The following is a 13,917-nucleotide window of genomic DNA, read 5'->3' on the forward strand; positions in this document are numbered from 1 at the left end:
GAACTTCTCCTTCGACAGTCGTCGGAGTGCGTGTTTCTGACGGAATGACCGATCAGTGTGCGGAGCACAGCGAACCTAGGCGGGGCGGGAACATGCGAAACAGCCTCAGATCAGCCGCTCTGCTCACCGCTGTGCGGGGTCCCTCTTTTCGGCCGGTCCGGTTTACCGCTTGCGTCCCTGCCCGACCGTGGTGCGTGCCGACTCGGCCGTCGCCGCGGACGTCTCCCGCAGGCGTGGTCAGGAGTGCCGGACGGCTTCGTACAGAGGCCGGCCGACGTCGGCGGGCGAGGCGTCCGTCACCCGCTCGGCGGGCGCGAACCGGCCGGATGAACGGAAACGTCGGGAGAGTCACGCCGGGCATATTTGGCGGGTCCATGCCATTGATGGGAGCAATGGGAGGACCGGGACCGGTTCGTGTTCGACCGGCAGAACGGCGTCACCGGTCCGGGGAGGGGTTCTGCGGCCCACCCCTCCTGACACTTCAGCACCGTTCCGCTGCTCCGACTGGTCGCACACCTGACCCTGCCGCCCGACGCGATGACGTCAAGTCACCTGTGGGCAAACGGAGTTGAGGTGGGAGCACAGACGGACCCGGTGATCGCCGGCCAGTCGGCAGCGGCTTGATGCCGACGTTGAGAGCGGCGGCTGTCCCCGAAGCCTCCTCGGCAGCCCGACGGCTCCCACGACCGTCACACCGGCTCAGGTCGGGTCCACGTCGGCGTACACCAGATTGTGGTCCGAGGACTCGGAGAGCCGCACCCGCTGGGCCAGCGGCAAGACACCCCGAAGGAAAACGTAGTCGAACTTGCTCTGCCAGTCGGTGGTCAGACCGCACTCCCCTCGGGACGGGGGTCGGCACGCGGTGTCCGCGTCCGTGGCCACCTTCCACATCGGGGCCAGTTCGGCAGCGTCCGGCACGGCGTTGAAGTCACCCAGTACGATCGCGCGGTCGTACCGGGCCACCTCCTCGGCCAGCACGTCGATCTGGTCCGCACGGATCGCCTCCTGGCGCCGCTGGGCGAGGTGCGTGTTGAAGACCCGCACCGGCTGACCGTCCACCATCGCGGTGACCGCCATGTACCCACGGTCCTCCGACCCGCCCTCCGGGTACTCCACGCCGACCCGGTCCGTCAACGGCGCCGCCGACAGGATGGCCTGCCCGAAGCCTCCCGGGCGCCACGGCGCTCCCCCGCACCGGCTCCAACTCCCGAGAACCGAGCCGTACTCGACGTGGTACACGAGGCCGTGGAAGGTCTCCAGATACTCCCGGATCCTCTCCACGTCGCGCACGCACGCCTCCTGCAGGCCGATGACCTGGGGCGCCACCGCGGCGATCTCCGCGGCCCGGTCGACGTTGCTCTCGTCGCAGGGGTTGCAGATGTTCCACGTCATGACGCGGTCCGGGTGGACCTGCTTGACGGCGTCCGCGGGAAGCGACCTGACGAAGAGGCCGTCACCAGGGGCGCTCGGACCGACGAGCGCCACACAGGCCACGGCCACGGCACCCGCGAACAACCGCGTGCCCCTTCCGAACACCGCCGCCTCCTCGATGTGGGTCCGTGGTGGCATCCGACGTCACCATCCTCACGCCTGAGGGTATGGGACGAAGCTGTGACCCCTCTGGCCCCGGGCCGCTCCCGGCCGTCGTCGCGGCGGCCCCCGGACCCCGACGGCCGTCAGCCGCCGGCACCGGTGTCGACACCGACGCCGACACCCGACACCCGACACCCGACACCCGACACCCGACAGAGTGCGATTGGATGACCGGATGGAACGTATCGAGGCTGAACTGTTCACGGACCCGGGCAACGACGCGGTCGTCCGTCTCCCCCAGCGCCGCTACCCGGGCGTACTGATCCAGGGCGACTCCCTGTCGATCATCCGCTCCGACGTCGCCGACATCGTGGAAGCCTGCGACCAGGGCGACATCGGCGAGGCCCGCGAGGCGGCAGCCATCCTCCTGTCCGGCATGGACGACCTGCTGACCCGCTACACCGAGGCTCTCCGGGCGCACGACATCCCCGTCCCCTTCAGCACCCCCTCGCGCCAGGCCCCCTGACCGCCCGGCTGCGGCACCGCACGCGCAGCGGCTGCACTCCTGGGTGCGGGCCCGGGGGTTGCCCCCCGGCCCCCCGGCCCCCCGACAGGACAGTGGGAGATGTACGTGACGCGACCCCGAAGGGAATCGACGGCTCAGCGTCGTGCGTGGCGGATCCTCAACCGTCCGAACCCCATGGTCCCGGAGATCCGGATCAGCGGCCCGTCGCCGGTGGAACGCCGCGGAGGCCTGTAGCGCGAGTCCTTCCACCCGGTGCGCAGATCCTCGAGGTCGACGACCGCGTCGCGAGGAACAGTGATCCTGGCCCCGCCGGTGCCGAGTTGCAGCTCGATGTCGACCACCGCGTGCTCGATGACCGCCCGGGACAGATCCAGCCGTACCCTGCCGAATGCGGACTCGACCTTCAGGAACCGGGGAACCCGCCACCCGCCCCGCCGCCGAATCCGTCCACTCGCGGCGGCGATCGTGGACGTGGTCGCCGCTCTCCCTTCCGGGAGCGAGGCCAGGGCCGCGTCCAGTGCGCCGTGCGTGGTGACGGTGAGAACCTGGTGGAGGCGTTCCTCCAGTTCGTCGTGCGAGAAGTGTCCTTCGGCGTACGCCTCCTGGACGCGCCGCACGGCGGTGTCGCGGTCCTCGTCGCTGATCGGTGGAGTCCGGTCCTGCGGCAGAGCAGTCACCGTCGCACTCTAGTGCCGCCCGCTGCCCGGCCGACGAGGAGAACGCGCCAAAGCCCGCAGGGACCAGGCCTCCGCCGTTGCGCCGGGCGCGGAGGGGCACGCACCGGACTCAGGTGGTGGGACGGGCGTGCACGCTCACCGCGTAGCCGCAGCCGTCGGCGTAGGGTTCGGCGCTCCAGGTGGAGAAGCGCTGCTGCAGAGTCAGGCCGGCCTCGGCGCACCAGTGGTCGAAATCCCCCAGTGTCAGCGGTGGTTCGGGCAGGGGCAGGTGTGCCGCGTCGAGACCCATGCCCGTGACCAGCAGTCCACCGGGACGCAGTGCGGCCGCCAACTGCCGGACGACGGCCGGTTCGGTGCCGGGAGCCAACAGAGGGATGACGTTTCCGGCGGCGAGGACGAGGTCGAAGTCCTGCTTCAGGCCGAGGGTGTCGAGGCGGGCCAGATCGCCCAGCAGCCATTCCTGTGCGGGGGCGTTGCGCCGGGCCACGGCCAGCATCGACGGGTCCACGTCCACGCCGGTGCACGCGTGGCCCAGCTCGGCGAGCCGGATCGCGATCCTGCCGGTGCCGCAGCCGGCGTCGAGTACCCGGGCCGGGGAGTCCAGCAGCGTGGTGCAGAAAGCCGCCTCGCCGTGGACGTCCTGGCCCGACTCGGCGAGCCGGGCGAAACGCCGCGCGTACTCCTCTCCGGCCCGTCCGCCGGTCAGTTCCGCCCAGCGATCGCGTTGCCCGGTCATGTGCAGCATGCCTTCCGGTCGGCGTCAGCCTCGCCCGGCAGGGGCGAGGACGGTGCCCTCGCACGATACGCGGAGGGGTGGCGATCCCGCGGCCCGCCGTGCGCGTACCGGCGCCGGCCGCGGCCGATCGCCAGCAAGGCCCCGGTCAACCCGGCGGGCGCGCTCCACCCTGTCGGACGCGACGAACTGACGGGCGAAACGACCACGGCCGCCGTGGGTCTCCGGGCGCGCGTTCCTGGTCGGAGCACACCTCCTGGCCCGGAGGGCGGGCAGCGTTCGCCCTCCGCAGGGCAGTGTGCGCGGCACAAGGGGCGGCCGGGCGGGACCCCGGGTGATCTCGGCGTATCGCGGTGACGATACTGGTGTACGCACAGGTGCCCCTGCTCCCCGATGGACTCATGCCGACTTCCCCAGCTCGTCCCACGACTCCTCCGACGGTGTGGCCGGCTCGCGGCCGCCATGTCGGGCCCGACGCGGAGGACGTACTCCGCCGCACCCTGCGACAGCTCAAGGACAGTGAAGTCATCGACGACTTCCTGGAAGTGCCGGACGCCGACGGCGACGCGTCGGAGCGGGTCTTCGAGGCCCGTTGGCGGGTGGCCGAGGAGGTGACCGTACGTGCCCGACTCGGCCTCGCGGCCGACGCGGGCGGCGGGCGGGAGTGGACCCTCCTCGCGGAGGCGGAACAGCCGTGGGACCCGGCGTGGCCGTCCCCCGTCACCCGGTTCTGGCCGGAGTACGGCGACTGGGACCACGACGCCGCGACGGGCCTGTCGCTGAGCAGGATCAACGCCCTGCCCGAGGACGACAAGGACGTACGCCGTGTGCTCAGGGACTCCGGGCGCAGCGGCTGGGGCGTGCATGTCGTGGTCCACGAGGCCATGACCACCGACGAGCGCGGTCGGCTGCCCCTGGCACGGTGGCTGCCGCCGAGCCTGCGGCACCGGATCGTCGAGCACCGGGCCGCGCCGCATCAGCTGCGGGTCGTGAACTGGGCGCTGCGGGAGTTCGGCGTGGAGGTTCCGCGCGGCGGCGCGGCGGTGCTGCCCGGTTCCCCGGCCCCGTCCGGGTACGACGCGGAGGACTTCACCGTACGGACGGTGTTCCTGGACGGTTCCGAGCCGGCCGACCTCGTCGCGGCGGTGTCGCGGTTCGACTCCCTGCTCCGGCCGCTGCCGGACGGGGCCGGTGACGCCCTCTCCGCGCTGCGCAAGGACTGGCACGTCCTCACGCTGGAGGAGGAGCTGATTCGGGAACGGCAACGCGTGGCCTCGTACGCCGAGGCGCTCAGGGTCATGACGGAGTCCCGGGACCTGTACCGGGAGGCGACCGAGCGTGCCCACGAGGCGCTCGCCGCCTATCGGGAGGCCGCCGAGGCCGCTCCCGCGCCGCACCGGCCGTCCGGGGCGCCGGCGATGTCCGCGTTCCAGCAACTGACGCGCACACTGGAGCGTTTCAAGGTGGGCGCCAAGGCTTCACGCCCCGCCGCCGGGCCCCAGGACGACGAGAACCAGGGCCAGGAGAACGACCCGGGGCAGGAGAGCACGGACAGCACGGACACCCCTCCGGTCGCCCCCGAACGCTGACCGTTCGGTACCGGAGGTCCGGCCCGGGACATCGGGCCGGACCCCGCCTCACGGTCGGCGTACCGGACGTGCGCCTCGCCTCGTGTGCGGCCCGGGGAAGGTCACCCGGCCGTGGCGTCTCGGGCCGACAATGATCACCGGGCCGTCAGTACGGCCTCCAGCTGCCCGAGCGGGTTCTCGCCCACGAAGCGCAGGACGACCGTGTCCGCGCCGGCCTCAGCGAGTTCACGGATCCCGGCGGCGGCACCGGCGGCGTCGCCGGAGACGGTGAAGACCTCCTCCTGGGGGCGGCCCAGCCAGGCACCGTGGCCCTCGGTATGGGGGTGCAGGGTGCGGGCCACCGCGTCGGGGTCGTCACCGACGCAGGCGAAGGCGAAGACCGTCAGGGTGTGGTCGCCGGTGGCGCCCTTGGCGGTCAGCTCGCGGATGCGTTCGAGATCGCGCGGACCGTGGCCCTCGGCGATCAGCGTGCCGTCGGCGACCCGGCCGGACAGTTCGAGGGAGCGGGCGCGCACGACCCCCGCGACGACCGGCGGCACCTCGGCCGGCGGATGCACCAACTTCACTCCGTCCAGCCGCACTTCACGTCCGGCCAGGTCGACACGCTCACCGCGCAGCAGCGCGCGCACGGAGGTGATCGTCTCCTCCAGCAGGGCCAGGGGGGAGCGGGGTGCGACGCCGACCTGGGCCATCCACTCCCGCACACCGTGCCCGATGCCGGCGACCAGTCGCCCGGGGAACACCCGCGCCAGCGTAGCCAGTTCCATCGCCAGCAGTGCCGGGCTGCGCAACGGGGCCGGGGCGATACCGATGCCCACCCGCAGGCGCCGCGTCGCCCCCAGGGCCACAGCCGCCGCGGACACACCGCCGTTCCAGCCGAGGTCCTCCACCACCCACAGGTCGTCCACACCGAGCGCCTCGGCCCGCCGGGCGAAGTCGGGCAGTCCCTCCGGGGCCCAGTCCCGGTCGTGCATCACACCGATCCGTACGTTCGTCATGCGAGCGAACCTACGCGGCAGACGACGAGTGGATCAACGGCGCCTTCCGGCTGCCGGCCACCGGGCACCCGCCGCCCGCCGGGGCCCGCCGCCCGGCGTTCCGGCCGTCCGCCGCCCGGGGCGCGGTCGTCGTCACGTGCGGGCCACGCGTGGTCGACCTTCGCACGCCGTCCCGTCGCCACCGGTCCGCCAGCGGTCCCCTCCCTCGGGCAAGGCGGGGGCGCGGACGCCCTCGCGACCGCCCTGTCAGTCGGTGGCCTCGCGCAGCGCCCGGTCGATCTCGCTCAGGGCGCCGGTCAGCCGGGTGTAGTCCGCGGCGGCCAGTGGCCTCACGAAGAACTCCTCCACCACGCGGGCGTGGACGGCGGCGCCCCGGAGGAAGGTCGTACGGCCCTCGGTGGTCGGCTCCACCAGGGCCACCCGCCGGTCGCCGGGCGCAGGCACACGGCGGACCAGGCCGGCCCCCTCCATCCGGTCGATCAAGCGGGTCGTGCCGCTGCTGGTGAGGGTGAGGTCGTCGGCCAGCTGCCGCTGCGAGACTTCCTCTCCGGGCCGTCGGCACAGCCGGATGAGCACCTCCAGCATGGTGTGGCTGATGCCGCACTCGCGGCGCAGCGCGGCATCGATCCGCTGTTCCATACGGGTCGCGGACTTGATCAGCAGGCCGAAGTCCCGCACGAGCCCGCTGTTGGCGGCCCGTGCGGCCGCCGCCGCAGCGTTCGGCTCGGGTGTGTCGTTCATCGTCGCGAGTCTACTGGTCACCTACTGCCGGATCACCTACTGCTTGATCATCCACTGTCGCTTCAATTGCTGACTAGTCAATCGCTGCTTAGTCAACTAAATTCTCCCCCACACCCCAGCACCCCGAGAGCGACCGTGAGAGGGACGTCAATGGAGTCGATGGACCTGCAGCACTGGCTGGGCCGAGCCGCCCAGGCGATACAGGACTGGGCCGACACCTTCGGCCCCTACCAGCCCCACCCGTCCCTCCAGGTGGACGACGACCGCTTCGCCGAGGCCTTCACCCGGTTCACCGGACGCCTCAAGGACAACTACCCCTTCTTCCACCCGCACTACGCGGGCCAGATGCTCAAGCCGCCGCACCCCGCGGCCGTGGTCGGCTACCTCACGGCGATGCTGATCAACCCCAACAACCACGCCCTGGACGGCGGCCCCGCCACCGCGGCGATGGAACGGGAGGTCGTCGGGCAGCTGGCGGCGATGTTCGGCTTCGACACCCACCTGGGCCACCTCACCACCAGCGGCACGATCGCCAACCTCGAAGCCCTGTTCGTGGCCCGCGAACTCCACCCCGGCCGGGGGATCGCGTACAGCGCCGACGCCCACTACACCCACAGCCGCATGGGCCACGTCCTCGGCATGCAGGGTCGTCCCGTGCCCACCGACGAGCGGGGCCGTATGGACCTCGGCGCACTGGAGGACGTCCTGCGCACCGGGGAGGTCGGCACCGTCGTCGTCACCACCGGCACCACCGGACTGGGTGCCGTCGACCCCGTCCACGAGATCCTTCCCCTCGCCCGACGCCACGGCGTCCGGGTCCACGTCGACGCCGCGTACGGCGGGTTCTTCACCCTCCTCGCCGGCGCCGACGGCCCCGCGGGACTGCCCCCCGAGCCCTGGCGGGCCATCGCCCGGGCCGACTCCCTCGTGGTCGACCCCCACAAGCACGGCCTCCAGCCCTACGGCTGCGGCGCCGTCCTCTTCCGCGATCCCGAGGTCGGCCGCTTCTACCTCCACGACTCGCCCTACACCTACTTCACCTCGGCCGACCTCCATCTCGGCGAGATCAGCCTGGAGTGCTCACGCGCCGGCGCCTCGGCCGCCGCCCTGTGGCTCACCTTCCAGCTGCTCCCGCCCACACCGGCCGGCCTCGGACAGGTCCTGGCGGCCGGCCGGCGCGCGGCGCTGGACTGGGCACGGCTCATCGACGAGTCCGACCACCTCGCGCTCTACCAGCGGCCCGAGCTGGACATCGTCAGCTACTTCCCCACCGCCGACCCGGCCACCCTGACCGCCGTCGACGAGGCTTCCGCCCGCATCCTGACCGACGGCATGACCGGCCCCGACCCCGTCTTCCTCAGCACCTTCAGGGCCGACCGCGAGGCCTTCACCGCACGGCACCCCAAGATCACCGCGGACAGCGACGGCGCCCGCATCCTGCGCAGCGTTCTCATGAAGCCTGAGTCGGAGCACCACGTCGAGGACCTGCACGCCCGGGTCGAACGGCTCGCCCGTGACGTCCACCGACCTCGGCGCGCGCCGGAGGGGCCGGCCCTGGCCGCTTCCCCCTGATCGAGCCGGCCGCGTAGGGTCCGTACCCGGCAAGTCGACCGAGGGAGCGTCCCGTTGTGACGGACTCGCACGAGGAAGAAGTCCTGGCCCGGATCGCCAAGGGGCTCGTCTACACCGAGTCGGAAGCGGCCTTTCAGGCCCCTCGGCGCCGTACGGAGCAGATCTTCGAGTACAACCACACTCCACCGAGCGCGACGGACGAGCGGCGCTCGCTCCTCGTCGCGATCTTCGCCTCGGTCGGCGAGCGCACGGTGCTGCTGCCGCCGTTCCACGCCGGGTTCGGCAGCAACGTACACATCGGCGACGACTTCTTCGGGAACGTGAACCTGACGTTCGTCGACGACGTCGACATCCGCATAGGCGACGACGTCATGATCGCTCCCAGCGTCACGCTGACCACGACGGGCCACCCGGTGCATCCCTCCCGACGCACCGACTTCGGGCGGTTCTCCGAACCGATCGTGATCGAGGACAAGGTGTGGATCGGCAGCAATGCCGTGGTCCTGCCCGGCGTCCGCATCGGCTACGGGTCGGTCATCGGCGCCGGAAGCGTCGTCAGCCGCGACGTTCCCCCGATGACCGTCGCCATGGGGACCCCCTGCCGGGTGGTACGCGCCATCACGGAGGAGGACCTCACCACACGTGCTCCCCTCTGATCCGAGGAGGCGGGAGACCGATCAGCCGGGGAGCCGAGGAACCGGCCGAAGCGGTCGGTCCGTGACCAGGAACAGGTCCTTCTCCCCGCCCGCCCACCTGACGCGGACAACCCCGTCGCCGACATGGAGATCCAGGACGGTACTGCTGCCGGCCTTCTTCGGCTTGGCCAAGGCGGGCAGCCGCACGGTGTGCAGCGGACGTCCGGTACGCGCGTCGAGAACGAGCAGGTCGGCGTCGGACAGATCGTGCACGTCTCCATAGACGAGGTCCGCCTGCCGTACGACGTACACCCGGCCGTCGGCCACCACGGGGTGGCCGTACACCTGACGGGACGGGGCGGGCAGCTTCCACAGCAGGCGCCCGTCCTGTGTGTCGTGGACGCTCAGGAGGGTGTTCGAGTCGAACGCGTAGACCTCCGGGTCGATGGTCGACACCACGACGCCGTCGCCGGCGGCACTCAGCCACTCCTCCTTCACGGTGATGCCGGCGCGCCGGGACGCACCCGCGCGGTCCACGTCGAGCAGGTCGATGCGCGGCGTGGACCCGTACGGATCGAGGGCCACCAGCGTGTTGTCGTCGCCCTTGCCGAACTCCTCGTCGGCACCGGAGCGCCGCTGCCAGAGGACGTCGCCGGTACGGTTGTCGACACCGAGCAGGATGCCAAAACTCTTGTCGGCGTCGACCTCGATCTCCGGCGACTCCTCGTCGGGATCGATGCGCTGCTTCCTGGTGGTCAGGGTGTCGCAGCTCACCATGACGGTACTCAGATGATCGGGAAACGCGTGCACGGCCCTCACGGGCGTCTCGTCGCACGTGCCGTCACCGCGAGAGCCGCGCGGCCGTGCCGTCCACAGAGTCCGGCCGTCGCGCTCGGCGAAGGCGCTCACGCCGCCCGGCACTTCGGTGACCACCTGCCCGCCGACGATCCGGCCGAGCCTGGTCCGCTCGCTCACGGCGAGCCGACTCCGCTTGTGCCACAGCGGCTTGCCCGTCCGCAGGTCGACGGCGGTGATTCTCCCGTCGGAGAACCAGACCACCACGGTACGTTCCGACACCTCGACCCACGGGTACCAGACGCCCTTGCTCCGGCGCTCATAACGCCAGTACTGCTTGCCCGTTCGCAGGTTCACGGCACGCACACCGGTGTCCGTCGCCCTGATGCCCAGCCCGTGCACCATGGCGTCGTTGGTCGTCGTGGGCCGGGCGACGTGGTCCGGCGCGAGGGGCGCCGTCGTTCCGAGAGGAGCGGGAAAGGCGCCCTGCGCGCCGGTCACCAGGTCGGGCCTGGCGTCCGACCGCTCCGACGGGCTCGACGACTCCGCCTGCACGTGCCATCGCGCCAGCGGCACCAGCAGCATGATCGACGCGCCTACGGCCACCATGGCGAGACCGAACCGTCTCCTCCATGCCATGTCGTCCGTCCACCCGGGCTCTCCCCAGCGCATGACCGCAGCCCTCCAACGGCGTGCCCGCCTGATCACCGTGGCCCGGCGGACATCGGATCCTCCCTCATGCACGGCGCCGACGGCAAGGGACGCTGCACCGCGAGGACCGCAGGTCTACGGGCGGTGCAGGCCCGCCGCCTCCAGCGCCCTGAGCATCGCGGGACGGGCCTGTTCCGCGCAGCCGGGCCCGGTGACCAGGGAGAGCAGGACGTCCGGCGTCAGCCGGTAGGTCTCGGCGTGTTCCAGCAGGGTCTCGGCGTGGTGGGCCGGCACGGCGCCGTGGTCCTCGTCGGCGATCACCCGCAGGACGTCCTTCCTGTCGACGAAGCGGCTCATGCCGCAGTCGAGCCCGTCGTCGTCCAGCGTGGAGGGGTACGGGGCACGGGCCCAGGTGCCCTTCTCGTACCAGTAGACGCAGCCCAGTTCGTACCCGTCCAGCAGGTCCCGCAGCCGCTCGTGCGGGAGCCATTCGGGGGCGTCGCCGAGCATGTCGACCGGCGGCCTGTGCCACTTGACCGCACTCGACTCGTCCTCGCCGAAGAGCACGTACCGGTCCGCGCCCCGCCGTGCGAAGCCCCACCACGTACAGCCGGCGTCGTCCAGGTGGAGCCCTTCGCCGTCCACCCAGGTTCCCGTGCGGTGGCCCCCCGCACGCTCGTCCGCCGTACGGGCCTCCAGCACGGCGATGAGCGCCCAGCGCGCCCACAGCACCTCCGCCGACGGCAGATCCCCGGGCAGCCCCGGCCGGTTCACGGTCATGTCCCACACTCCGGGCTCGACGCCGATCATGATCAGGGCAAGGTTCTCACGGCGGAGCGGGTCTCCAGCGATGCGTTCCGCCCGAGCGAACGCGTTGTCGGTACCCCCTCGTAGGGTGTCCGCAAGATCCCTTCGTACGTCGGAGAACCCGTGACCGCATCGGCTCGTCCCGTCGCCACGCACGCCGCCCCGCTCGACCCCGCCGAGGCCGGGGCCCCGTATGTGGAGCAGTGGCCGGGGAGGCGGCTGCTGGTGCAGCGCGGCGACACCGAGCTGGTGGCGCTGGTCCTGGATCAGTCGGCAGACGGGTCCGACGGGTCCGCGCCGATCCGCTTTCCGGCGCCCTGGCCCCGCCGGTTCGGTGGGTGCGCCGTGTCCCCGGACCTCGGCGTGGCCGTCTTCACCGGGGTCGACGCGGTGCGGGCGGTGGACCGGACCGGCGCTGTGAAATGGGAGATCCGGCACCGCTGCTGGGCCGGTTCCGGCCGTGAGCCGCACGAGAGGCACCAGTCGTACGACGAGTACGCCGACAGCGGCGACCACCGGTACGCGAACAGCGGATCGGCCGCGTTCTCGTCGGACGGAACCGTGGTCTGGGTTCATGTCCTCGGACCCCTGGCCGAGGACCACGAGGAAGCGACCGAGCCGCCGGCGGAGGAGTGGCTGGTCGTCGACGCCGCCCAAGGGCATGTGCTGGCGCGGGCGGACGCACGGGCGACGGCCGCCGGATCGGTCCATGTACCGCATCCGGATCCCGCGCAGATGGGCCTGTCCATCGGTGAGGGCCAGGACGGCTCCCGGCTGCGATGGGGACGCTGGGACGGCCGGACGCTCCGCGTCTCGTACTTCGAGGAGGAGGACGGGGGCGAGGACAGGATCCTCATGGCGGTGAGCCCGTGCGGCGACCGTCTCCTGACGGTGTCCCATGATCAGGACACCCTCGCCGTGCACGCGGTGGCCGACGGTTCGGCGCGGTCCGAGCTGAGCGCCGAGGCCGTTCCGGGGCACCCCGACACGGACACCGGCGCGGACGACGAGGAGATCGAGACCGAGACCGAGGCCTTCTGGGACTACGAGGGAGGCTTCGTCGACGAGGCGACCGCGATCGCCGGGACGGTCGAGAGCGACGAGCAGCACGGAGAGGGCCGGCACTGGCTCATCGACCTGACCCGGACGGGCCTGGGCGACCGGGTCGTCTACCCCGAGCCGGTGTCCGGCCCGCCGAGGGCACTCGGTGACGGCACCTGGTACACCGTCTCCGACACCGGCGACACCATCCGTATATGGACGCTGAGTTGACTCGGAAACGAGGCCGGCGGAGCACCCGCCGTCGCCCGGTGCGGCGGCGGGACGGTGAACTTCTCGATCTTGGGCACACGGTGAGTTGATCTTCTCATCGGTCCTACGAGGGGGCATGCCGTGACCACACCCACGCGACGTACAGCGCCTGCGAACCGCCGACGAGGGTTCGACCTCCGCACCACCGCCCTGTTCTTCGTCCTTCTCGCCATGGTCGTCAGCATGGTGGGCTTCGCGGTCCACACGGTGGCCGGCGCTCTGGAGCGGCGCCCTGCCTGGGTGTTCGTCCTGGTCGTGGTGGCTGTCGCGGGTGTCGTGGGTTCCCTGCGTCTGCGGCGCCGGTGGCACGTGGCGAGCGCGGCACGCCGAGCGGCGGGGGCACTCGACCGTGCGGCGAGGGAAGCCGCCGCCTGTCTGGAGGCCGAGGCCGAAGCCCGGGCCGGAGCCGAGACCGAGGCGCTGACGGTTCCCCGTCCGCGCCCGGCCGCCGACGACACCGTCGATGCCGACTACGACGCCCTGACACCCGAGGAGTTCGAGGAGGCGGTCGCCGCCCTCTGCGAACGCGACGGCTGCACCGCCGTCGAGGTCGTGGGCGGGGCAGGGGACCTCGGCGCCGATGTGGTCGCCGCGGCACCCGACGGGAGCCGGATCGTCATCCAGTGCAAGCAGTACGGCGCTTCGCACCGGGTCGGCTCCCAGGATCTGCAGCGCTTCGGCGGTACCTGCTTCACCGTCCACGAGGCCGACGTGGCCGCACTGGTCACCACCAGCGACTTCACCGCGCCGGCCCTGGAGTACGCCGAACAGTGCGGGATCGTCTGCGTGGACGGGGAGGCCCTTCGCTCGTGGACGGAGGGCACCGGCCCCTGTCCCTGGGAGGTTCCCCTCACGGAAGGGGCGGCCGGGTAGGCGAGGAAGAACTCAGTCGAGACAGAACTCGTTGCCCTCGAGGTCCTGCATCACGATGCACGCATCGGTGCCGTCGTACAGGAGCCGCACACGGACCGCGCCCAGCGCGAGCAGGCGCGTGCACTCGGCCTCCAGCGTGGCCAGGCGTTCCTCACCCACGAGTCCGGTGCCGACCCGCACGTCGAGATGGACCCGGTTCTTGGCGATCTTGCCCTCGGGAACACGCTGGAAGTACAGTCGCGGGCCGACACCCGAGGGGTCGCCGCAGGCGAACCAGGAGCCCCGGTCCTCCGGGGACCGGGAGTGGTGGAATTCGTCCCATGTGCCGAATCCCTGCGGCGGGGACGGTACTTCGTACCCGAGCACCTCGCACCAGAAGCGAGCCAGGCGCTCGGGCTCCGCGCAGTCGAAGGTGACCTGGAACTGCCTGATCGATGACATCCGCGCACCCTATCCCCGCCCGGCGTGGGCGAGGT

14 protein-coding genes are annotated in these 13,917 nt (G+C 71.6%); 6 read left to right on the forward strand and 8 right to left on the reverse strand.

What is annotated here, in order from left to right:
* Positions 1-699: 699 nt before the first annotated feature.
* A complete protein-coding gene (locus ACFU5F_RS03855) occupies positions 700-1,569 on the reverse strand; it encodes an endonuclease/exonuclease/phosphatase family protein (RefSeq protein ID WP_383881464.1) in 870 nt (289 codons plus the stop codon).
* Positions 1,570-1,768: 199 nt separating this feature from the next.
* Here ACFU5F_RS03855 and ACFU5F_RS03860 point away from each other — a divergent pair, with 199 nt between their 5' ends.
* On the forward strand, positions 1,769-2,059 hold the full coding sequence (locus ACFU5F_RS03860; RefSeq protein WP_383881467.1) for a DUF6959 family protein: 291 nt from the start codon (positions 1,769-1,771) through the stop codon (positions 2,057-2,059).
* Between the two features lie 134 nt (positions 2,060-2,193).
* Here ACFU5F_RS03860 and ACFU5F_RS03865 read toward each other — a convergent pair whose 3' ends face one another.
* Both ACFU5F_RS03865 and ACFU5F_RS03870 read right to left on the reverse strand, forming a co-directional pair.
* Positions 2,194-2,736 carry a DUF1707 domain-containing protein gene (locus ACFU5F_RS03865; protein ID WP_383881469.1) on the reverse strand — a complete coding sequence of 181 codons (543 nt, stop codon included), beginning with the start codon at positions 2,734-2,736 and terminating at the stop codon, positions 2,194-2,196.
* A 109-nt stretch (positions 2,737-2,845) separates the two neighbouring features.
* Entirely contained in the window at positions 2,846-3,472 is a 627-nt protein-coding gene (locus ACFU5F_RS03870; protein WP_383881472.1) for a class I SAM-dependent methyltransferase, read from the reverse strand.
* Between the two features lie 437 nt (positions 3,473-3,909).
* Here ACFU5F_RS03870 and ACFU5F_RS03875 point away from each other — a divergent pair, with 437 nt between their 5' ends.
* On the forward strand, positions 3,910-5,058 hold the full coding sequence (locus ACFU5F_RS03875; protein WP_383881594.1) for a hypothetical protein: 1,149 nt from the start codon (positions 3,910-3,912) through the stop codon (positions 5,056-5,058).
* Between the two features lie 134 nt (positions 5,059-5,192).
* Here the strand turns inward: ACFU5F_RS03875 and ACFU5F_RS03880 are convergent, their stop codons facing one another.
* Both ACFU5F_RS03880 and ACFU5F_RS03885 read right to left on the reverse strand, forming a co-directional pair.
* Positions 5,193-6,056, reverse strand: a complete 864-nt coding sequence (locus ACFU5F_RS03880) for an LLM class flavin-dependent oxidoreductase (protein WP_383881475.1) — start codon at positions 6,054-6,056, stop codon at positions 5,193-5,195.
* Between the two features lie 246 nt (positions 6,057-6,302).
* On the reverse strand, positions 6,303-6,797 hold the full coding sequence (locus tag ACFU5F_RS03885) for a MarR family winged helix-turn-helix transcriptional regulator (RefSeq protein WP_383881478.1): 495 nt from the start codon (positions 6,795-6,797) through the stop codon (positions 6,303-6,305).
* 159 nt (positions 6,798-6,956) lie between these two features.
* Here ACFU5F_RS03885 and ACFU5F_RS03890 point away from each other — a divergent pair, with 159 nt between their 5' ends.
* Together ACFU5F_RS03890 and ACFU5F_RS03895 are read left to right on the forward strand one after the other, a co-directional pair.
* Positions 6,957-8,369, forward strand: a complete 1,413-nt coding sequence (locus tag ACFU5F_RS03890; protein WP_383881597.1) for a pyridoxal phosphate-dependent decarboxylase family protein — start codon at positions 6,957-6,959, stop codon at positions 8,367-8,369.
* A 56-nt stretch (positions 8,370-8,425) separates the two neighbouring features.
* Positions 8,426-9,025 carry a sugar O-acetyltransferase gene (locus tag ACFU5F_RS03895; protein WP_383881481.1) on the forward strand — a complete coding sequence of 200 codons (600 nt, stop codon included), beginning with the start codon at positions 8,426-8,428 and terminating at the stop codon, positions 9,023-9,025.
* Between the two features lie 21 nt (positions 9,026-9,046).
* Here ACFU5F_RS03895 and ACFU5F_RS03900 read toward each other — a convergent pair whose 3' ends face one another.
* Entirely contained in the window at positions 9,047-10,438 is a 1,392-nt protein-coding gene (locus tag ACFU5F_RS03900; RefSeq protein ID WP_383881484.1) for a PQQ-binding-like beta-propeller repeat protein, read from the reverse strand.
* A gap of 147 nt (positions 10,439-10,585) precedes the next feature.
* Positions 10,586-11,260, reverse strand: a complete 675-nt coding sequence (locus ACFU5F_RS03905) for a hypothetical protein (protein ID WP_383881487.1) — start codon at positions 11,258-11,260, stop codon at positions 10,586-10,588.
* 120 nt (positions 11,261-11,380) lie between these two features.
* Between ACFU5F_RS03905 and ACFU5F_RS03910 the strand changes: the two genes are divergently transcribed.
* Together ACFU5F_RS03910 and ACFU5F_RS03915 are read left to right on the forward strand one after the other, a co-directional pair.
* On the forward strand, positions 11,381-12,529 hold the full coding sequence (locus ACFU5F_RS03910) for a hypothetical protein (RefSeq protein WP_383881489.1): 1,149 nt from the start codon (positions 11,381-11,383) through the stop codon (positions 12,527-12,529).
* A gap of 120 nt (positions 12,530-12,649) precedes the next feature.
* Positions 12,650-13,441: a restriction endonuclease gene (locus ACFU5F_RS03915; RefSeq protein ID WP_383881492.1), complete on the forward strand. Its 792-nt coding sequence runs from the start codon at positions 12,650-12,652 to the stop codon at positions 13,439-13,441.
* Positions 13,442-13,453: 12 nt separating this feature from the next.
* On the opposite strand, the gene ACFU5F_RS03920 is transcribed toward ACFU5F_RS03915, so the two are convergent.
* A complete protein-coding gene (locus tag ACFU5F_RS03920) occupies positions 13,454-13,882 on the reverse strand; it encodes a VOC family protein (protein WP_383881495.1) in 429 nt (142 codons plus the stop codon).
* Between the last annotated feature and the right edge of the window lie 35 nt (positions 13,883-13,917).

It is taken from the genome of Streptomyces sp. NPDC057438, assembly GCF_042802995.1.
GTDB lineage: Bacteria > Actinomycetota > Actinomycetes > Streptomycetales > Streptomycetaceae > Streptomyces.